The sequence below is a fragment of the Microbacterium sp. P26 genome, assembly GCF_023712585.1.
GTDB classification, from domain to species: Bacteria; Actinomycetota; Actinomycetes; order Actinomycetales; family Microbacteriaceae; genus Microbacterium; species Microbacterium algihabitans_A.
This window is the reverse complement of sequence record NZ_JAMAXZ010000002.1, coordinates 243,005-263,612: the sequence shown is the minus strand read 5'-3', so window position 1 is coordinate 263,612 and position 20,608 is coordinate 243,005. Positions and strand designations below refer to the sequence as shown.

At 69.2% G+C, this 20,608-nt stretch carries 18 protein-coding genes; 7 read left to right on the top strand and 11 right to left on the bottom strand.

The window, feature by feature from the left end; translation table 11 throughout:
* Window positions 1-23: 23 nt before the first annotated feature.
* From M3667_RS04880 to M3667_RS04825, 11 genes are all read right to left on the bottom strand, one after another.
* Window positions 24-2,603, bottom strand: coding sequence for a glycoside hydrolase family 78 protein (locus M3667_RS04880; RefSeq protein WP_251505744.1), 2,580 nt, complete (start codon window positions 2,601-2,603; stop codon window positions 24-26).
* Window positions 2,600-3,607 carry an NAD(P)-dependent alcohol dehydrogenase gene (locus M3667_RS16755; protein ID WP_285837452.1) on the bottom strand — a complete coding sequence of 336 codons (1,008 nt, stop codon included), beginning with the start codon at window positions 3,605-3,607 and terminating at the stop codon, window positions 2,600-2,602. Before M3667_RS16755 ends, M3667_RS04880 begins: the two co-directional genes overlap by 4 nt.
* 29 nt (window positions 3,608-3,636) lie before the next feature.
* Entirely contained in the window at window positions 3,637-4,533 is an 897-nt protein-coding gene (locus M3667_RS04865) for a carbohydrate ABC transporter permease (RefSeq protein WP_251505740.1), read from the bottom strand.
* 5 nt (window positions 4,534-4,538) lie between these two features.
* Window positions 4,539-5,423: a carbohydrate ABC transporter permease gene (locus M3667_RS04860; protein WP_251505738.1), complete on the bottom strand. Its 885-nt coding sequence runs from the start codon at window positions 5,421-5,423 to the stop codon at window positions 4,539-4,541.
* A gap of 69 nt (window positions 5,424-5,492) precedes the next feature.
* Entirely contained in the window at window positions 5,493-6,788 is a 1,296-nt protein-coding gene (locus M3667_RS04855) for an extracellular solute-binding protein (RefSeq protein ID WP_251505736.1), read from the bottom strand.
* Between the two features lie 93 nt (window positions 6,789-6,881).
* Window positions 6,882-7,934 carry a LacI family DNA-binding transcriptional regulator gene (locus tag M3667_RS04850; RefSeq protein WP_251505730.1) on the bottom strand — a complete coding sequence of 351 codons (1,053 nt, stop codon included), beginning with the start codon at window positions 7,932-7,934 and terminating at the stop codon, window positions 6,882-6,884.
* A gap of 86 nt (window positions 7,935-8,020) precedes the next feature.
* Window positions 8,021-9,034, bottom strand: a complete 1,014-nt coding sequence (locus M3667_RS04845) for a LacI family DNA-binding transcriptional regulator (RefSeq protein WP_251505727.1) — start codon at window positions 9,032-9,034, stop codon at window positions 8,021-8,023.
* Between the two features lie 257 nt (window positions 9,035-9,291).
* Window positions 9,292-10,746, bottom strand: a complete 1,455-nt coding sequence (locus tag M3667_RS04840; protein WP_251505724.1) for a glycoside hydrolase family 1 protein — start codon at window positions 10,744-10,746, stop codon at window positions 9,292-9,294.
* A gap of 29 nt (window positions 10,747-10,775) precedes the next feature.
* Window positions 10,776-11,681: a carbohydrate ABC transporter permease gene (locus tag M3667_RS04835; protein ID WP_251505721.1), complete on the bottom strand. Its 906-nt coding sequence runs from the start codon at window positions 11,679-11,681 to the stop codon at window positions 10,776-10,778.
* Window positions 11,678-12,763 carry a carbohydrate ABC transporter permease gene (locus tag M3667_RS04830; RefSeq protein WP_251505718.1) on the bottom strand — a complete coding sequence of 362 codons (1,086 nt, stop codon included), beginning with the start codon at window positions 12,761-12,763 and terminating at the stop codon, window positions 11,678-11,680. The genes M3667_RS04835 and M3667_RS04830 overlap by 4 nt, the downstream gene beginning before the upstream one ends.
* A gap of 75 nt (window positions 12,764-12,838) precedes the next feature.
* Window positions 12,839-14,110 (bottom strand): ABC transporter substrate-binding protein, encoded by a 1,272-nt coding sequence (locus tag M3667_RS04825; RefSeq protein ID WP_251505715.1) that lies wholly within the window; start codon window positions 14,108-14,110, stop codon window positions 12,839-12,841.
* 227 nt (window positions 14,111-14,337) lie between these two features.
* On the opposite strand from M3667_RS04825, the gene purS reads away from it, so the two are divergent.
* The 7 genes from purS to M3667_RS04790 all read left to right on the top strand — a co-directional run bounded on the left by purS (window position 14,338) and on the right by M3667_RS04790 (window position 20,548).
* A complete protein-coding gene (gene purS, locus M3667_RS04820; protein ID WP_251505713.1) occupies window positions 14,338-14,586 on the top strand; it encodes a phosphoribosylformylglycinamidine synthase subunit PurS in 249 nt (82 codons plus the stop codon).
* A complete protein-coding gene (gene purQ / locus M3667_RS04815; RefSeq protein WP_251505711.1) occupies window positions 14,583-15,290 on the top strand; it encodes a phosphoribosylformylglycinamidine synthase subunit PurQ in 708 nt (235 codons plus the stop codon). The genes purS and purQ overlap by 4 nt, the downstream gene beginning before the upstream one ends.
* A gap of 82 nt (window positions 15,291-15,372) precedes the next feature.
* Complete coding sequence (locus tag M3667_RS04810) at window positions 15,373-16,803, top strand: LuxR family transcriptional regulator (protein ID WP_251505710.1); 1,431 nt, start codon at window positions 15,373-15,375, stop codon at window positions 16,801-16,803.
* Window positions 16,804-16,837: 34 nt separating this feature from the next.
* Window positions 16,838-17,545, top strand: coding sequence for a GntR family transcriptional regulator (locus M3667_RS04805; protein WP_251505709.1), 708 nt, complete (start codon window positions 16,838-16,840; stop codon window positions 17,543-17,545).
* 107 nt (window positions 17,546-17,652) lie between these two features.
* Window positions 17,653-18,147, top strand: a complete 495-nt coding sequence (locus M3667_RS04800) for an ureidoglycolate lyase (protein ID WP_251505707.1) — start codon at window positions 17,653-17,655, stop codon at window positions 18,145-18,147.
* Window positions 18,148-18,149: 2 nt separating this feature from the next.
* Window positions 18,150-19,622: an NAD(P)/FAD-dependent oxidoreductase gene (locus M3667_RS04795; RefSeq protein ID WP_251505705.1), complete on the top strand. Its 1,473-nt coding sequence runs from the start codon at window positions 18,150-18,152 to the stop codon at window positions 19,620-19,622.
* The gene (locus tag M3667_RS04790; protein ID WP_251505703.1) at window positions 19,619-20,548 is read left to right on the top strand and encodes an NAD(P)-dependent oxidoreductase; all 930 of its coding nucleotides are present in this window, start codon (window positions 19,619-19,621) and stop codon (window positions 20,546-20,548) included. The genes M3667_RS04795 and M3667_RS04790 overlap by 4 nt, the downstream gene beginning before the upstream one ends.
* Window positions 20,549-20,608 lie beyond the last annotated feature (60 nt).

Genomic DNA, 20,608 nt, shown 5'->3' with positions numbered 1-20,608 from the left:
GCCTCCGCGTCACCCGCGCGGCGTCAGACCGTCGCGGGGATCTGCGACGAGGTCGTGTAGGTATGGACGCCGGATCCGACCTCGATGCTCTCGCCACCTGGGAGCTCGACCACGCCCGTCGCTCCCGTCGGGACGACGACTCTCACACTCAGCTCCCCCTCGTCGAGGTGCCAATCGATCGCGGCCCGCCCATAGGGCGTCTCGTGGGCTGCGCGCGCGAAGGTGAGACCGCCGCCTGGCTGCGGTCGGAAGGCGATCCGACGATAGCCCGGGTCGATCGGGGCCAGTCCCCCCACGGTCCGGTGTATCCAATCCGCCACCGCGCCCAGGGCGAAGTGGTTGAACGAGGTCATCCCGCCGGGATTCACCGTGCCATCGGGGAGCAGGCTGTCCCATCGCTCCCAGGTCGTCGTTCCTCCGGAGAGCACCGTGTAGAACCACGACGGGCATTCCCGCTCGAAGAGGAGGTCATATGCGACATCGACGTGCCCCGAATGGGTCAGCGCGTCGGTGATCAGCGGTGTTCCGGCGAACCCGGTTGCGATCCGGTTGCCGCCCTGACGAACCAGATCAGCCAGGCGCTGACCCCAGCGTGCGATCTCCTCCGCGCCGTCGGCCAGATCGAACTCGATGGCGAGGGCGTAGGCGGTCTGCGCGTCGCTGGTCAGAAGGCCCGAGGCGGCCACGTACTCGCGACGGAAAGCATCCTTGACCTCTTCTGCCAGACGGCGGTATCGCCGAGCGTCCTCGTCGTTGCCGAGCACCTCCGCCATCTTGGCGAGGTGGCTGCTGGACCAGGCGAAGTAGGCCGTCGCCACGAGATACCGATCGGTGGTGGCATCTGCGGGATCGTGAGGCGGGGCCGCGGGATCGAGCCAGTCGCCCAGCTGGAATCCGGAGTTCCACAACCGGTCGGGCCCAGCCAGCCGGGTGACCAGATCAACCCACCGACGGGCCGAGTCGTACTGGTCACGGAGGATGTGCACGTCGCCGAACTGCCGATAGAGGGTCCACGGGGTCAGGACCGCCACGTCGCCCCACGCCGCACCGGGGCGGATCGGCGTCCACTCGTCGCCGCCGGGGATGACCGGGACGTACCAGGGCACGGTCCCGTCGGGGAGCTGCTCGACGGCCACGTCGCGCAGCCACGAGCGGAGCATCCCGGAGCAGTCGTACAGGTACGACGCCGCCGGGGCGAACACCTGCAGGTCGCCGGTCCATCCCAGACGTTCGTCGCGCTGGGGGCAGTCCGTGGGGATGTCGACGAAGTTGTCGCGCATCGACCACCGAACGTTCTCGTGCAGACGGTTCAGGAGCGCGTCGGACGACTCGAACCAGCCCGTGCGCTCCATGTCGGTGTGATAAACCCGCGCAACGACGGCACCTGCTTCGATCTCACCCGGCCAGCCGCTGATCTCGGCGTAGCGGAAGCCGTGGATGGTGAAACGCGGCTCCCACGCGAGCGGACCACCATCGGTGACCAGCACGTCCGTCGCCGCAGCGCCGCGTAGCGGTCGCGTGTACAGTTCCCCGTCCTGGAGCACCTCGGCGTGGCGGATCGTGATCTCCCGTCCGGCTTCGGCGCGCACCTGCAGGAGCAGCCGCCCGGAGATGTTCTGCCCGAAGTCGAGGATCCACGCACCGGATGCCGCGCGCTCGACCGAGACGGGAGCGAGCTCCTCGGTGCACCGCACGGGTGCACCTTCGGGCGCGACCAGGGTGGCGTGGTCGACGGGTAGCGCCCTCGCGGGTCGCCACGACGGGTCTGACGCGCCGGCCCAATCTGCGCGGTGAAGACGAGCGTCGTACCGTTCGCCCTCGTAGAGACCTGTGGTCAGGATGGGGCTCGGCGCGACCTCCCAGCTGTCGTCGGTCGCGATGACCTCTCGGCGGCCGTCGACGTATTCGACCTCCAGCTGTGCGATCAGCCCGATGTCGCTGCCGTAGAGATTCGGGTATCCGCCATGGAAGCCGAGACGGCCGCGATACCAGCCGTCGGCGAGCCACGCGCCGACGGTGTTCGCCCCGGACACGAGATGCCCTGTCACGTCGTAGGTGTAGTACCTCAGCCGCTCTCCGTACACGGTCCACCCCGGGGACAACGCGTCGTCTCCGACGCGACGACCGTTGATCTCGACCTCGTACAGTCCGTGCGCGGTGGCGTAGAGGCGAGCGCTCACGATCGTGCCGTCGAGGTCGAATCTCCGACGCACGCGCGGGGGTCGCCGCAAGGCCTCCGCGTCTTCAGCCCAGTCGGGCCCGACGACTGATGCGACCCAATCGTGCTCTTCGAGAAGGCCCGCCTCAACGGGGGCGGACGGCGACCATTCCGAAACCGAGCCGTCCTCCCCGTGCACGCGGACACTGACGCTCACGCGCTCCCGAGAGCGCAGCGGCGAGAACGGCCACGCGAGCAGAACGGAGTCGGCGTCGGCGATGAGGGCGGTTGTCTCGACGCGGCCGTGCACGGACAGCTCGAGCTCGTACGCGCTCTGGCGCCACCCGGCCGGAGCGGAGGTCTTCCACGACAGGCGAGGTGTGGCGACACCGATGCCGAGCGCGTGCGGCAGATGCTCGAACGTGACGGGGGATACGTGGATCATGCGGGGGACTTCTCATCCTGCTGGGGGTGGACCATGGGTTTGAGGGCGGACGGGTCACGGCCCGGCAGCATGAGCGCCTCGTGTACGCCGCTGAGCGGATGGACGCTGGTGACGAGTCGGCGCAGATCGACGCGCCCGCTCGCCGCCAGGGCGATGGCATCCGGGTACTGATGCGCGTAGCGGAACGTGCCGGTGAGAGTGATCTCGCGGGACTGGATGACGTCGAGGGGAAGCGACGTCGTGCCGTCGGCCGACATGCCCACCAGCACGGCGCGACCGGCGGGTGCGAGCGCCGAGATGCCCGCGCGGACCGCCGCGCCCACCCCGGAGCACTCGATGAGCACCGTGAAGCCCGACGGGAGCTCGCGCGCACCCACCTCGATCGTGTCCGTCGCGCCCGATTGCTCCGCCACGGTGAGTCGACCGCGCGCCACGTCGCTGACGGTCACCTCGGCGCCTGCCGCACGGGCGACCTGGAGCACGAGGAGTCCGATCGGACCTGCTCCGCTGACCAGGACACGGTCTCCGATGCCGACCGACGCCTTGCGCACTGCCCACAGCGCCACGGCGAGCGGCTCGATGAGTGCCGCTTCATCGTCGTCCAAGCTGTCGGGCACGTCGTGGGCGAAGTCCGAAGAGGTCACGACCTGGGTGCAGAACGCACCGTCGATAGGCGGCGTGGCGAAGAACCGCACGTCAGGGCAGAGGTTGTAACGACCCGACCGGCACAGTGCGCATCGCCCGCAGGGAATGCCCGGTTCGAGCGCCACCCGACTGCCGACCCGGTGCGGCGAAACACCCTCCCCCACTTCCACGATGACTCCCGACGCCTCGTGTCCGAGGATCAGGGGCGCCGTCACGACGGTGCTTCCGATGCGGCCGTCGCGGTACCAGTGCACGTCCGAGCCGCAGACACCGACCGATCGGATTTCCACCAAGACGTCGTTCTCGCCGAGGGGCACCCCCGGGCGCGTTTCCACGACGGTCGTCTCGACCGCGGTCATGACGGCGCTCCGCACCGGTTGCGGCGCGCTCACCCCTTGACCGCCCCGCTGGCCAGACCTGCCATGATGCGCTGGTTCAGCACGAGATAAATGGCCAGGATGCCGAAGACGTTGATGCAGATGGCGGCGAAAAGCGGACCGTACTGCGTCGCGCCGAACTGCCCCGTGAAGTTCAACAGCCCCACCTGCACCGTCCGCAGCTGCGAGGAGTTGGTGAACGTCAGTGCGATGAGCAGGTCGTTCCAGAAGAAGAAGAACTGCACGAGGCCGACGGTCACGATCGAGTTGCGCGCCATCGGCAGGGCAACCGACCGGAACGAGCGGAAGATCGAGGCGCCGTCCAGGGTCGATGCCTCGAAGACCTCCCGCGGAATCGCGCGGAAGTACGTCGCCATCATGAACACCGTCAACGGCAGACCGGTGGCGGTGTACGTGATGATCAACGGCCACAGCGAGCCCGTGATGCCCGCCTGGAAGTACACCGAGAACAGCGGCAGGAGGATCATCTGGCCCGGAACCATGATGCCCGCCAGGAAGAGGAGCAGGATGCCGCCGCGTCCCCGGAAGACCATGACCTCCAGCACGAAGCCGGCCGCGACACCCAGCACGAGCATGAGGAAGAGCGCGGGGAAGACGGCGAGCACGCTGTTGAGGAGATACTGGCCGATGTTGCCGGTGACCCAGGCGTCGGCGTAGTTCTGGAAGTTCAAAGCCCGCGGGAGTGCCCAGGTGGGCGCGTTGAGGAACTCGTCCTGGCTCTTGAAAGAGTTCATGAGCAGCCAGAGCAGGGGCAGCACCTCGATCGCGACGAGGAGCGCGATGAGGATGGAGCCGGGAATGCGCCGCAGCGTCGACCGGCGCACCGGTGCACGGCGCGGGGCACGCTCGACGGAGGTCGGGGTCTTGGGCAGGGTGGCAGTGGACATGGAGATCAGCCCTTCGTGACGTCGCGTCGCGACGACCGGAAGATGAAGACGGTCACGATCAGGCAGAGCATCGTCAGCAACAGCGCGATAGAGGCGCCGTAGCCGTACTCGCCGTAGCTGAACGACGTCTGGAACATGTAGAGGGTCAGCGGCGTGGTGGCCGTGCCGGGCCCTCCGTTGGTGAGCGCGACGATCGAGTCGAAGACCTTGAGCGTGCCGTTGATCGAGAAGATGATCGACGACAGCAGCACGGGGAGCGACAGCGGCAGCACGATGCTGCGGACCATGCGCCACCCGGTGGCCCCGTCGAGTCGCGCCGACTCCATGATGTCGTCGGGGATGTCGAGGAGCCCCGTGTACAGCAGCACGGCGTAGAAGCCCATCGAACGCCAGAGGTCCATGATGACCAGCACGACGATCGCGCTGACCGGGCTTCCGAACCAGTCGATTGACTCCATTCCGAAAAGGTTCAGGATGCCGTTGACCGGACCGGTCTGGGGTGCGACCTCGAACAGCTTCTGGAACATCAGCGCGACGGCCACCGTCGGGATGATCACGGGGAAGAAGACGAGCGTGCGCACGACGCTCCCGCGGTTGCGCAGGATGAAGACGTAGAACAGCGCGAGGAGATAGCCGAGCAGGACTTGGCCGGCGGTGATGATCACCGCGTAGATCAGGGTGAAACGCAGCGCCTCGCCGACGCGCGGATCGCTGAACAGGCGGACGAGGTTGTCGACGCCCACGTATTCGAAGCCCGAGATCGCGTTCCCCTCGAAGAGGGTGTATCCCAGCGACCAGACCACGGGGATGAGCATGACCAGGGAGTAGACGATCAGCGCCGGGCCGAGCAGAAGCGCGATCGCCCTCTTGTCGCCGAGGACCTTGTGCATAGCGGATGTTCCTTCGCGTGAATGGCGGAGGCGAGGACCGTTCGCAACGGCCCCCGCCTCCTCGGAGGGTCAGCCCAGGTCTGCCTGGACCAGGCCCATGAAGTCCTGTGCCGACATCGCACCGGTGACCAGCTGAGCGGCGTTCTTCTGGCTCGTCTCCGTGGCCTTGGCGTTGAAGAGCGCCTCGAACCACAGCACCGACTCCTGCGTCGACGCGATGCGGTCCTGGACGAGCTTGGTGAGATCGTCGACCTGCACGTCGCCGTTGACCTTGAAGCCCGAGATGGTGTCGGCCTCAGAAAGCGACTGCGCGCCGTAGTTGTTCGCGATGCAGGTCAGCCACTTGCCGGTGTTGTCGTTGTACGCCTTGGCCGATAGAGCCATCGGGAGTCCGACGTTCGCCGGAGTCTGGCTGGAGTCACCCGCACCGCCGTCGACGTCGGGGAACGGCATGAACCCGATGTTGTCGGAGCCGATCTGGTTCGCCGACTCGTCGGCGAAGTTCGCCAGCGCCCAGCTGCCCATGTAGAAGAAGGCGGCCTTGCCGGTCAAGAAGGTGTTGAAGGCCGTGTCGTAGTCGATCGAGCCCACGCCCTGGCCGAAGTACCCCTTCGCGCCCAGGTCGGCGACGGCTTGAGCGGCGGCGACGTACTCGGGGTCGGTGAGCTTGGCTTCGCCGTCGGCGACCTTCTGCAGAGCGTCGGGACCGAGGTCGCGGAAGATGTAGCCGCTGATGAGGCGAGTGATGGGCCATCCCTGCTCGCCGGAGGCGGAGAAGGGCTGGACTCCTGCACCCTGCAGCTTCGCCGCACCGGCCGCGAGCTCGTCCCAGGTGCTCGGCACGTCGATGCCGTTGTCGGCCAGCAGCTGCTTGTTGTACCAGACACCCTCGATGTTGTACTGGTACGGCAGCACGTTGAACCCACCGTAGAGCTGCTCGATGGTCGAGATGGCGGCGGGCTCGATCTGGTCGATGACCCCGAGGTCGGTCAGGGTCTTGTTCAGGTCGAGCACCTGGCCACCCTGCGCGAGCTCCTTGGTCAGGGCGGGGGCGTTACCTGCCGCGTACTGGACCGGGAGGGCGTTCTGTCCGGCGAGCAGCTGCAGCTTCTGGTCGAGCTGCGTCTGCGGGACGGTCTCGACCTGGAGCGGCTGAGCGTCGTTCTCGGCCTTGCACTGGTCGGTGCTCAGGCTGGTGAGCAGCTCGGGGATGGTCGTGTTCTCCTGGTTCACCAGGAACGAGAACGACGTCGCACCCGCTGACCCGCCGCCGCCGCCGGCGCAGGCGGTGAGGGCGAGGAGCCCGGCGGCACCGAGCGAGGTGATCGCGACCATGCGGCGCGAGCGCGTGAATGCTGTGGACACTTTTCCTCCTTGAAAATGCGCCTCGTTCATTGAAGCGCTTCAAAAGGATTATGCATGGGTCGAAAGGACGCGTCAACTCCTTTTTGAAACGCTTCAGTCCCGAGGGGGCATCGGACGCTCACGGCCGACCGTGCTCTCGCGGACGACGAGTTCCGGCCTCAACATCGTCGTGACGTGCCGGTGCTCCGCGGGGTCTTCGTCGATCTCGGCGAGCAGCAGCCGCAGCCCCTCACGCCCCATGTCGAGGCCCTGCATCTGCACCGAGGTCAGCGGAATCATGCCACCCCAGGCGGCGGAGTTGTGGTCGCACCCCATCACCGCGACATCGCCCGGCACCTCCACACCCTCGGCCCCGAAGACCTGGATGATCGCCATCGCCAGCAGATCCGTGACCGCGATCACGCCGTCGAGACTGCCCCGACGCACGTCCTTCACCAGCCCCTCGGCCGCCCTGAGCCCTCCCGGCGGATCGAGGTTCTCCGTCGGCACCTCCTGCAGACTGACGCGCCCTCCCTCTTCGGCGACAGCGCGTCTCACGCCGCGCCGACGCAGGGCGACAGGCTGCAGATAGTCTCGGCCGCCGACGAACGCCAACCGGGTGCGTCCGCTGTCGATGAGGTGTCGCGCGGCGAGGTAACCGACCTCCTCGTTGTCGACGAGCACCTGGCAGCAGTCGTTACGTCCCGTGTCGAAGTTCAGCACGACGGTCGGCCGCCCATGCGTGCGGATGCGGGCGACGTCCTCACCCGCGTCCTCCATGGGAGCGAGCAGGATTCCGCCCACGCGAGCGCCGTCGAAGAAGTCGAGATCCGCCCGCTGCTGGTCCACCCTGTTGTCGCTGTTGGCCATCAGGACGTTCATTCCCAGCTCGGACGCGAAGCGCTGAGCGCCACGTGCGATGTCGACGAAGAGCGAGTTGCTGATGTCGATCACCACCAGCCCGATGCTGCGCGATCGCCCCGCGGCGAGTTGCTGCGCATTGGTGTTACGCACGAAACCCAGTTGCGCGATCGCCCCCTGCACTCGCTCGAGAGTGGCGGGAGCGACCTTGTCGGGATGGTTCAAGACATTCGACACCGTGCCCAGCGCCACTCCGGCAGCGCGCGCGACGTCCGACATGCTCGGCGTCCGCCTCGTCTGCTGCACCAACGCCTCCTTCGACCGCTGCGACTCTGAGAAGGATGCTAACGGATCGGCGCACCGCGTTGATGCGCTTCAACACCCGCGGCGGCTCACGCCGAGGCGCGCTCGATGACTTCCGTGGGGAGGATCGTCGCGTGCACGGCGGGACGCCCGGCGAGGATGTCGAGCAGAACGGATGCCATGTGCCGGCCCTGCGTCAGCGAGGGCTGACGGACGGTGGTCAGCGCCGGCGAGACCGCCGTCGACACGGCCGAGTCGTCGAAGCCGATCACGGCGATGTCGCGACCGGGCTCGATGCCCTTCTCGCGCAGCACTTCGTAGGCGCCGCGCGCCATCAGGTCGCTCGCGACGAAGAGGGCGTCGGGCCTCTCTCCCGCCGCGAGGATGCGCGTCATCGCGCTCGCGCCGCCCGGCTCGGTGAAGTCGCCGTTCTCCACGGCGACGGGGGTCACGCCGGCCTCGGCCATCGCCGCATGGAAGCCCTTGAGACGGTCGATGCCGGCGGGCATGTCGGTCGGTCCTGAGATCGTCGCGAGGCGCCGGTGCCCGCGGTCGAGCAGGTACGTGGTCGCAAGCCGACCCCCCTCGACGTTGTCGACGTCGACGTAGTAGTCGTCGGCGCGGATGCGCGCGGGGCGTCCGCCGTAGACGACGGGCACGACGTCGGCCACCCGGTCGAGGAAGGTGTCGCTCGTGTGGTGCGAGGCGACGATGGCCCCGTCGACACTGCCGCTGCGCAGGTAGCCGAGCGCCTTGGCGCTGGCGTCGTCGCTCGCGATCAGCATGTTCATGATGTAGTCGGACTCGCCGATCACCTCGCCGATGCCCGCGACGATCGAGGCGAAGAACGGGTCGCCGAAGAAGCGGTCGGTCTGCTCGGGGATGACCAGCGCGATCGCGCGCGTCTGCCGGCTGGCGAGCGAACGCGCCGCGCGGTTGGGCACGTACTGCAGCTCGTCGATCGCCCGACGCACGGCCTCGAGCGCCGACGGCGAGACGGCGGTGGAGCCGTTGACGACGCGCGACACGGTCGAGCGCGACACTCCGGCGCGCGCGGCGACCTCTTCGATCGTGGCGGCGCCCCGCGCGGGTGCGAGATCCAACGCTTCCCTCCTTCGGGGGCCGGTGAGACGGCTTCGGCGCGAGCGCCGGCGGGAACCGGTCGCGCGATAGTGCGAGCGTACTGCGGGCGAGAGTGCTGTGCGCAGCGACACCCGGGGTACGAGAACAGGCCAAACTTACACCGTATGTCTACGACGCACGACCACGCGCGCGGGTCGGGTCGCCTCGATGGATTCGCCGCCGCCAACGACGAAGGCCCGGCCCCCTGGACGGGTGGCCGGGCCCTCGCTCGTCCGACTCAGCGAACGACGGCAGGCTCCAGCGCGCGCTGCGCGATGACCCGCGCATACGCCAGGCCCGAGTCCTTGATCGTGCGCTCCTGCGTGGCGTAGTCGACGTAGACGATGCCGAAGCGCTTGGCGTAGCCCCAGGCCCACTCGAAGTTGTCCATGAGCGACCAGTAGAAGTAGCCGCGCACATCGACGCCCTCGTCCACGGCATCCAGCACCGCTCCCAGGTGCGCCTCGACGAACTCGACGCGCTCGGCGTCGTGCACGCGGGTCTCGCCCGCCTCGGCGACCGGCTCGTCGTCAAACGACGCGCCGTTCTCGGTGACGTACAGCGCCACGCCGGCCTCGGCCGCGTACTCGTCGCTCACGCGCTCGAGCAGGCGGGTGAGCCCCTCGGGCTGCACCTCCCAGCCCATGTTGGTGCGCGGGAGGCCGCGGTCGTGCCAGTACAGGTTCTCGCTGGCGGGGAACGGCTTGCCGATCGGGCGCGGGGTGGGGGCATCGCCGGCGGGCGGGTCCACCTCGGGGGGCGTGCCCCCCACGAACTCACCGTGGTAGTAGTTCACGCCGAGCGAGTCGATGGGCGTCGAGATGACATCGAGGTCGCCGGGCTGCACGGCCTCCTGCCAGCGCGCGACGGCCTCGGCGTCGGTGTCGCGGAAGTCCTTGATGATGTCGGCCGGGTAGGTCCCGCGGAACACCGGGTCGAGGAACCAGCGGTTGAACTGCCCGTCGATGCGCCGTGCGGCGTCGAGGTCGGCGGGGTTGGTGGGGTCGACGGCATCCGCCACCGTCAGGTTCAGCGTGATCCCCAGGTTGAGCGAGGCGTCGCGCGCGCGCAGCTCACGCACGGTCTGACCGTGCCCGAGCAGCAGGTGGTGCGCGGCGAGCATTCCCTCGGCCTGCGAGTAGTGGCCCGGAGCGTGCGCACCCGCGGTGTAGCTGAGGAACGACGAGCACCACGGCTCGTTCAGCGTCGTCCACACGTCGACGCGGTCGCCCAGGGCGTCATGCATGTCGAGCGCGTACTCGGTGAAGCGCTCAGCCGTCTCGCGCACGGTCCAGCCGCCGCGATCCTGCAGCGCCTGCGGCAGATCCCAGTGGTAGAGGGTCAGCCAGGGCAGGATGCCGGCGCCGAGCAGTTCGTCGACGAGACGCTTGTAGAAATCGACGCCCTTCGGGTTGAGCGCTCCGCCGTCGGGGCGCACGCGCGACCACGACGTCGAGAAGCGGTAGGTCTGCAGGCCGAGCTGCTTCATCAGCTGCACGTCGCCGGCATAGCGGTGGTAGTGGTCGCACGCGACATCGCCGTTGTCGGCGTTGATCACGGCATCCGGCACGCGGCTGAAGGCGTCCCAGATCGACGCGGTGCGGCCGTCTTCGAACGCCGCCCCCTCGATCTGGTAGGCCGCCGTGGCGGCACCGAAGAGGAAGCCCTCGGGGAAGGCTCGGGCATCGGACATGGTTCGGGTTCCTTCCGTGGGCGCAAGGGTCATCCCTTGACCGCCCCTTGCATGATGCCACTGACGAGCTGCTTGCCCGCGAACACGAACAACACCAGGAGCGGAATCGTCGACAGCAGCACGCCCGCCAGCACGATGGAGTAGTCGACGAAGTAGTTGGACTGCAGCAGCGACAGGGCCACCGGCAGCGTGGGGTTCTGGCGGTCGAGCACGATGAACGGCCAGAAGAAGTTGTTCCACGCACTGACGAACGTGAACAGTCCGAGCATCGCCGCGGCGGGACGAGCGGCGGGCACACCCACCGTCAAGAACGTGCGAAACGAGCTCGCCCCGTCGACGCGCGCGGCCTCGATCAACTCGTCGGGCACGGCCTGGCGCAGGTACTGCGTCATCCAGAACACCCCGAAGGCGCTCGTGAGCGCGGGGATGATGATGGCCCCGAGCTGACCGGTCCACCCGAGCTCGCTGAACAGGATGTACAGCGGCACGACGCCCAGCTGCATCGGCACGGCCATGGTGCCGACCACGAACAGCAGCAACCACGGCCCGCCGCGGAACTTCAGCTTCGCGAACGCCCACCCCGCGAGGGTCGAGAAGAAGACGACGGATGCCGCGATCAGGCCGGAACTGATGATCGAGTTCAGCAGCGCGGGCCAGAAGTTGACGGCCTGGTCGCCAATCACCGCGGCGGCGTTGGTGAAGAAGTTCCCTCCGGGGATCCACGAGCGGTTGGCGTCGCGGATGGTCGAGGCGTCGCCCGAACCGATCAGCAGCGACCAGTAGAACGGGAACACGCTGGCCAGCAGGACCGCCCCGAGGGTCGCATAGACGATCCACCCGGGACGGGATCCGCGCACGGGACGCGGACGACGCCGCCCTCGCTCGGGCAGGTCGCGATCGATCACGGGCACGGGGGCCGGGGTGACGGCGGTCATCGACCCGCCTCCTTCCTGGGGGTGGCGAGGCGCGCGGCATCCGCCTCGAGACGGTCTTTCGCGGCACGGGCTTGAGCGCGCCGTTCACGCCGCGACCGCGGGTCGCGTGTGCCCTCGTCGCGCACGAGCGTGCGGGTGACGAGCATGTTGATCGCGCCGATCGCGAGGATGATGATGAAGAGGATCCAGGCGAGCGCGGCCGCGCGGCCGAAGTTCCACTCGCCCCAGCCGATGTTGTAGAGCCACAGCGTCACCGTGAGCCACTGGTTGTCGGCCCCACCCGTGCCGTTCTGGTCGTACATGCGCGGCTCGTCGAAGATCTGCAGGCCGCCGATGGTGGCGGTGATGATCACGAAGATCAGCGTGGGCTTCAGGCTCGGCAGGGTGATCGAGAAGAACTGGCGCACCTTGCCGGCGCCGTCGACGGTCGCGGCCTCGTAGAACTCGCGCGGAATGGCCTGCATCGCGGCGAGGAGGATCAGGGTGTTGTAGCCGGTCCAGCGGAAGTTGACCATCGTCGCGATCGCCACGTGAGAGGCGAGAGCGTCGGAGTGCCACGGGACGGCCGGAAGGCCGAGGTTCTGCAGCGTGGTGTTCACGACGCCGTACTGGTCGCCGAACATGTTGCTGAAGATGAGCGCCACGGCGACGGGGGCCATGACGTAGGGGATGAGCACGCTCATGCGCCAGAAGGTCTTGGCGCGGATGTTCTGGTCGAGCATCGCGGCGATGAAGATCGCGACGATCAGCTGCGGGACGCTGGAGAGCAGGAAGATGCTGAAGGTGTTGCGCAGGGCGATCCAGAACTTGGGCTGCGAGAGCACCCAGGCGTACTGGTCGAAGCCGATGAACTCGCCGGAGCCTCGGACCAGGTCCCAGTCCATGAACGAGATCACGGCCGTGTAGGCGATGGGGAAGAGCCCCGTGATCGCGAACAGGACGAAGAACGGCGAGATGTAGAGGTAGGGCGAGAGCTTGAGGTCCCACGCGCTGCGGCGCTGACCGAAGCCCAGCCGCCGGGGCTGGCGCTCGCCCGCGGGGGCCGCCGCCGGGCGGGACGGCCTTTCGAGTGTGCTTGTCACGGTGGTGTCTCCTCCTCGAGACGAGGGGCGGATGCCAGGGGCCGTTGCTGCATCCCCGGCATCCGCCCGCATCGGTCAGGACAGGGCGTCGACCTCGGTCGCCCACTGCTTCCACGAGTCCGCGGCGCTCTGGGTTCCGTCTTCCACTCGCGTCAGCGCCTTCTGCATGGCGTCGTTGATCTGGAAGTAGTACTTGCCCTTGTACGGCGAGACCTTCACGGCCTGGGCGCGCTCGGAGAGCATCTCGCCCACCGGGGCGTTGTTGAAGTACGCGTTGGTGTTGGTCAGCAGCGCGTCGGCCTTCAGGGCGTCGACCTGGCTGGGGAAGGTTCCGGCCTCTTCGAACGCCTTGACCTGGGTCTCGGGGTCGGTCAGCCAGTCGGCGAGCTCCTGCGCGGCTTCGACGTTCTTGCCGTTGGCGGGGACGGTCAGGTACGAACCGCCCCAGTTGCCGGCGCCGCCGGGGAAGACGTTGGCGATGTCCCAGCCCTTCACCTGGGGGGCGTTGCCCTCGATGACGCCGAGCATCCAGCCGGGGCAGAGCATGGTGGCGAAGGCGCCGTTCGACAGGCCCGCGAACCAGTCGTCGGACCACTGGCCGAGGTGCGCCGACTGCGTGGCGCTGGCGGCGAGCACCTGGTCGTAGATCTTCTTGACGTCAGGGTTGTCGGTCGCGGTGATCTCGCCGTCGTCGGGGTTCTCGTAGGCGGCCTCGACCTGGTTGATCGCGCCCTGGTAGGTGCCGCCGGCGGAGTCGAAGAAGGCCTTGCCCGTGGCGGCGACGTACGTGTCGCCCGCGGCGAAGTAGGTCGACCAGTCGCCCTCGAGCATCTTGGCGACCTCGGCGCGGTCGGTCGGGAGCCCTGCGGCGGCGAACAGGTCGGAGCGGTAGCAGACACCCTCGGGGCCGATGTCGGTGCCGTAGCCGACGAGCTTGCCGTCGGGGCTGGTGGCGGCCTCGACCTTGTAGTCGAGCCAGCGGCTCTTCAGGTCGTCGGGGACGGGCGCGAGCAGGTCGGCATACTCCATGACTTCGGGCAGCCAATCGACCTCGATGGCCTCGATGTCGGCGAGGCCGGTCTTGCCGAGCTTCTGGAAGTAGTTCTCGCGAGCTTCGTTGCTGGTCGCGGCCTTGTTGTGCACGATCTTCACGTTCGGGTGCGCGTCCATGTACTCCTGCAGGAGCGCGTCGGTGTAGCCGAAATCGTTGAAGGTGGCGACGGTGAGGGTCACCTCGCCGTCGGCTCCGGAGCCGCCACCGGCGCCGGAGCAGCCGGCGAGCACGAGGGCGGAGGTGGACGCGACGGCGGCGACGAGCGCGGTCCGGCGCAGGGCACGAGTATTCACAGATCACTCCTTTGTGGTGGGTGCGACCGCGGCGATGAGCCCTCGCCTGCCTGCTGTGGGAGCGCTCTCAGCGGTCGGGTTGAGAGTATGGGATCGCTCCCAAGAGGTCAAGGGAGCGCTCCCACATTCACCCTGCGCGCTCACCCCGTTGCTCCGCGACGTCTGCGGTCGAGGCGCACCCTCCCGTAGACTGGGCTTCACAACGCCACCCGACATCTGGAGCTGAAGTGCCCACCATCGTCGTCGACGTCATGCCCAAGGCCGAGCTTCTCGACCCCCAGGGAAAGGCCGTGGCCGGCGCCCTGTCGCGGCTCGGTGAGACCCGCTTCTCCGACGTGCGCATCGGCAAGCGCTTCGAGCTCACCGTCGAGGGCGAGGTCGACGAGGCCACCCTGGCGCGTGCGCGCGAGCTCGCCGACGAGATGCTGTCGAACGCGGTCATCGAAGACGTCGTGAACGTCGAGGTCGTGGAGTGACGGCCCGCATCGGGGTCATCACCTTCCCCGGCTCGCTCGACGACCGCGACGCGCAGCGGGCCATCCGTCTCGCCGGCGGCGAGCCCGTCGCGCTCTGGCACGGCGAGCACGACCTGCGGGGCGTCGACGCCCTCGTGCTGCCGGGCGGCTTCAGCTACGGCGACTACCTCCGCGCCGGCGCCATCGCCGCCTTCGCGCCGATCATGGCCGAGGTGAAGGACGCCGCAGCCAGGGGCATGCCCGTGCTCGGCATCTGCAACGGCTTCCAGATGCTCGTCGAGGCGCACCTGCTGCCCGGCGGCCTCATCCGCAACGCCCACCAGCAATTCATCCGCCGCGACCAGCGCCTGCGCGTCGAGAACGCGTCGACGGCCTGGACCAGCGACTTCACCGAGGGCGACGAGATCGTCATCCCGCTGAAGAACGCCGATGGCGGATACATCGCGGATGCCGAGACCCTGGCCCGCGTGAACGGCGAGGGCCAGGTCGCCTTCCGCTACCTCGGGGTCAACCCCAACGGCTCGCTCGACGACATCGCCGGCCTCACCAACGAGCGCGGCAACGTCGTCGGCCTCATGCCCCACCCGGAGCACGCAGTCGAGCCGGGGTTCGGCCCCGGCACCTCCGCGGCGATGCGCTCGGGCGTCGACGGACTCGGGTTCTTCACGTCGGCGATCGCGGCCGTGGTGGGCGCCTCGGCCTGAGCCACCCGGCTCTTGATCGACGTATCCTCGAAGACGTTCGTGGGGGAACGGTTCTCCCTCGCGCGGTGACGAGGAGACCGGAATGAGCGACGTCGACGGGGGCGGGACCGCAGCCGTCCGCGCCGCCGCCGTGCACACGTCGCTCCGCCTCGCGCCCGGCCGAGGGGTTCCACTCCTTCGCCACCTCGCCCTGTTGGCCGAAGTCGACCTGGGTCCCGCACCGCGCGCGTGGACGGAGCCGCAGGCCCGCCTGCTGTCGGCGGCGCTCGTCGCCCGGGCCCGCACCGACGCCCTCGGCGAGGGGATCGCGCTCATCGAGCGCTATTTCGACGACGCGCGACTCACGCGACCCGCCTCCATGTCAGCCTCGGCGCGAGCGGAGCTTCTCACGAGCGCCGCGGAGTATCTGAACGCCATCGGCAGGCCGCAGGTCGCCGTCCGCTATGCCGCCGAAGCACTGCTGTTCGCCGACGAGCCGTCCGAGCGCTTCCGCGCTCTCGCCGCCCAAGCAGAGGCCCTCGCGGTCAACGGCGAGTTCGACGAGGCGAGCGTCGTCGTGGCCGAGGCACGCGGGCTGTTCCACGGCGAGGGGTGGGATGCGAGCGAGATCTCGCACGGCCTGCTGTTCGCGGAATCATTGATCGGGGTGGCCCATGCTGACCCCGCGGCCCTGCTGTCGAATGCCGACGCGCTCGAGCAGGCCCGGCCCGACGACCCCTACTGGAGGTTCTCCGCGGGCGTGATGCGGGTGGTCGGACGCTGGCTGCAGGGCGACATCGCGATCGCCCTGGCGAAGGCGCGGCAGCTGCTGCACGGCTCGGGCCGCACCCGCAGCTACCGGCTCATGCGCGAGCGACTCCTGAGCATGACGAGCGGGCTGCTGACCGTACAGGGCGAATACGGCGAGGCCCTCGCTGTGATCGCGGATCGGGTGAGCCATCCCGGCCACGCCATCTGCTTCGAATCGCAGCGCGCCACCGTCCTGCTGCAGCTCGGGCGCGACCAGGAGCTCCTCGACTCCACCGAAGCCTGCGTCGCGATGGAAGACCACTGCCTCTCGCCACTGTCGGCACTGTTGAGCCGCCGCGCCGTCGCCCTGTTGCGTCTCGGCCACGACAAGCGGGCCGCCGCGAGCATGGCATCCGCCCTCACCCTCATCGAGCGCACCGGCGGCTCGAAGATCTCATTCCTGCTCATCCTCAGCGGCGAGGCCGAGAGCCTGCTCGACCTCGTCGAGGCGGAACGACCGGCCCTGCGGGTGATGGTCGACTCCGCCCGCGCGGCCCTCCCCCTGCCCACGGCGCCCTCGCAGAAGGAACGGCGCATCGACCTCACCGCCGCCGAGCGCGAGCTCGCCCGGATGCTGCTCTCCGACCTCTCGCTGACGGAGATCTCGCAGCGACGAGGGGTCTCGGTCAATACGGTGAAGTCGCAGGTGCGCTCGATCTACGGCAAGCTCGGCGTCTCGAGCCGGGCCGACGCCCTGCACGCCCTGCGGTCGCCGTCGTCGTGAACCCGTCCGCGCGCCGATCGGAGAAGATGGGCGTGTGCGCGCACCCGATCAAGATCCCGTCATCGACCGCATCCTGGCGCTGTGGAACCCCGACGAGCACACGCTCCCGTCGGAGCCGCGCCTGGCGGAGCTGACCGGCGCGAGCCGCGCCTCGGTGCGCGAGGCGCTGATCCGCCTCGAGGAGCGCGGCTACGTCCACCGCACGCAGGGCACCCGCACCACCGCCAACCGGCGCCTGCCCGAGGTGGGACGCCGCATCGACGAGCAGTTCGACCACTCCCTCTCGATCCGCGCGGCGGGGTACGAGCCGCGGTTGCAGGTGGTGTCGGCGGAGCGCCGCACGCTGGCATCCGCCCCCTCCCGCTTCGATGATCTGCCCGACGGCACCGAGGTGCTGCGCACGGTGAAGGTGTGGAGCGTCGACGATCAGCCCTACGCCCTCGCCGAGGACCTCATCCCGGTGACCCGTGAGGTGAAGCTCGATCCGCAGCGGCCGGTGTTCGACCTGGCCGAGGCCGGCAACAGCGTGCAGGTGGCGTGGGAGACGATGTGGGTGGACGCCGTGGCCCTCGACGCCGAGCGCGCCGAGGCCCTGCAAACCCGGCCGGGTCTGCCGGTCATCGAGATGACGTATTGCGGGTACGGCGCCGACGACCGCGTGGGGTACTGGTCGCGCGAGGTGCAGCTGCCCGCCCCGGCGGGGTTGCGCAACGCGCTCATCCGGCGCGTGCACCGCGGCTGAGCGTTTCGCGGGTGTAACCGCTCAGTGAACTTGTCGGACAAGCACTCGGGAGACTTGTCGGACAAGCGTAGCCTCGTGGCATCCACCCGACGCGAAGCGAGGACCCCATGACCGACACCCTCACCACCCACCACCTGTCGGCGGAGCCGCTCACCGCCTCGGCCTTCGAGCCGTTCGGCGTGCTGCTGACCCCCATGGAGGACGGCACCCCGTTCACCTCGGAAGAGGCCGTGCTCGACGTCTCGAACGGGATCCCCCGCTTCTACCTCATGCACCTCGACGACAAGGCCCCCGAGTTCGTGCGCGTGACGCGCCACCTCGAGACCACGCAGACGCTCATGGCCGTCGGCGACGTCGAGTGGACCATCGCCGTCGCCGCTCCCGGGATCGAGGAGCCGACGCTCGACGACCTGCGGGCGTTCCGCATTCCGCCGCGCACCGCCATCACGATGCGCAAGGGCACCTGGCACGCGGGTCCCTTCTTCGCCGAGCCGAGCATGGACTTCGTCAACCTCGAGCTCGACGACACCAACGTCACCGACCACCACAACCACCGCCTCGACGACGCCTTCGGCGTGCGCGTCGTGATCGACGGGGAGTGAGCGTGCCGACCCCCCTGCCCGACGCCGCGGCGCGCCTCGCCGCCCTCGAACGCGAGGCCGCGCACCAGAGCGCTCTCAGCGCCGGAGACGGACGTTCATGGGTCGACGAGCGCGACCGGGTGCACCCCGTGGTGATCGTGGGCGCGGGCCAGGCGGGTCTCGTGCTCGCGCGCGGCCTGCGCCGTCGCGGAATCGACGACGTCGTGGTGATCGACGCCGCCCCCGCCGATGCGACCGGCCCCTGGACCACCTACGCCCGCATGCACACCCTGCGCACGCCGAAGGACATCGCGTGGCCCACGTGGGGCACCCCGGCCGTGAGCCCGCGGGCGTGGTTCGAGGCCGTCTACGGCGTCGAGGCGTGGAACGCCCTCGAGTACTTCCCCACCACCGCGTGGCACGGCTTCCTGCAGTGGTACCGCGAGGTGTCGTCGGTTCTGACGGTGGCCTCGACGCGGGTCACCGCGCTGCGCACGGCCGGCGCCGACGACCCGCTGCAGCTCGATCTCACCGGGCCCGACGGCGACTGGACGCTCGACGCCCGCCACGTGGTGCTCGCCACCGGCATCGAGGGCGCCGGCGGCCGCCACCTTCCGCCGCTGCTGCGGTCGCTGCCCGCAGACCGCGTGTTCCACACCCACGACGACATCGACTTCGACGCCCTCGCGGGCCTGCGCATCGGCGTGCTGGGCGCGGGGACCGGCGCGTTCGACAACGCCGCGACCGCGCTCGAGCACGGCGCGGCCAGCGTCGAGGTGCACATGCGCCGCCCCGCGATGCCGCAGGTGAGCCCGTACCGGTGGATGGAGTTCGCCGGCCTCATCGAGAACTACGGCTCGTTCACCGACGCGCAGAAGTGGGCGTTCAACGTGCACCTCTCGGCCGTCGACCAGCCCGCGACGCAGAACGCCCTCTGGCGCGCCCACGCGTTCGACTCCTTCCGCTTCGTCACCTCGTCGCCGTGGCAGCACGTCGAGTGGACCGGCAGCGACATCGCGGTGACCACGCCGCACGGCATCCGGAACTACGACGTCGTGTTCGCCGCGACGGGGACCGCCGCAGACCTCACCCAGCGCCCCGAGCTGGCGGGGGTGGCTCCGGATGCCGCGTTGTGGAGCGACCGCCTCACGCCCGAGGCCGCGGCGCAGAACCCCGGCCTGGCGGCGTTCCCCTACCTCGACGACGACTTCGGCCTCGTCAGCCGGACCTCGCCCGAGCGGTCGGCGCTGTCACGGATCCACATGTTCAACCACGGCGCGCGCATCAGCCAGGGGATGCTGAGCCACCAGATCCCAGGGCTCGTCGGGGGCGCGACCAAGCTCGCCGCCGCGCTCTCGCGGCGCCTGTTCGAGCACCACGCCGAATCGCTGCTCGCCGAATACCTCGCGTACGACGTACCGGTCGGAGTGCACATCGGCCGTCGAACGCAAGTGCCGCATCCCACCTTCGCGCCGGAGGTAGCGTCGCTGTCGTGACCCCCTCGACTCCCCTGCTCGTGTCCGTGCCCACCGACCGCCTCCGCGACGACCTGGGCGAGCTGCCCGACGGCGTCGAGGTCGTCGTGTGGGACATGACCTCGGCCGCGCCGCGCGACCGCTTCGACATCGTGGTGCCGCCGTACATGGGCATCGACGGCGTGATCGAGCGTCTCTCCGAGATCGAGGTCGGTCTTGTGCAGGGGCAGTCGATCGGCTACGACAACGTCGAGGGGCGCCTGCCCGACGGCATGCGGTTCGCCAACGCCTCGAGCGTGCACGAGACCGCGACCGCCGAACTCGCCGTCGCGCTGGCGCTGGCCGCGCAGCGGCGGATCCCCGAGTTCGTGCGCGCGCAGGACCGCCACGACTGGCTCGGCGGCGGTGCCACCGGCCTCGCCGATCAGCGTGTGACTCTGCTGGGCTTCGGCGGTGTGGGGCGCGCGATCGCGGCCCGGCTCAAGCCGTTCGAGGTGTCTCTGCGCGCCGTCGCCTCGCGCGGCCGCCTGCAGGACGAGGTCGAGGTCTTCCCCCTCGGCAAGCTCTTCGAGGTGCTCGCCGACACCGACGTGCTCATCGCCTCCCTCCCCGGCGGAGACGCGACCCGCCACGTCATCGACGACGAGGCCCTGTCGGCACTGCCCGACGGAGCGCTTGTCGTGAACGTCGGCCGCGGTCCGCTCGTCGACACGGATGCCCTGGTCGACCACGTGCGCCGTGGCCGCATCCGCGCGGCGCTCGACGTCACCGACCCCGAGCCGCTGCCCGCCGACCACCCGCTGTGGAGCCTCGACGGCGTGCTCATCGCCCCGCACGTCGGAGGGGCGACGGATGCCATGCACCCCCGCATGGCGCGCTTGGTGCGCCGCCAGATCGATCATCTGCGGCGCGGCGAGGAGCCCGAGAACGTGGTGCTCGGCGGCTGAGCGCTGCACGCACCCCCTGGTGAGTGTCCACGACACTCCGCGTGAGCCCGCCGGGTCGAG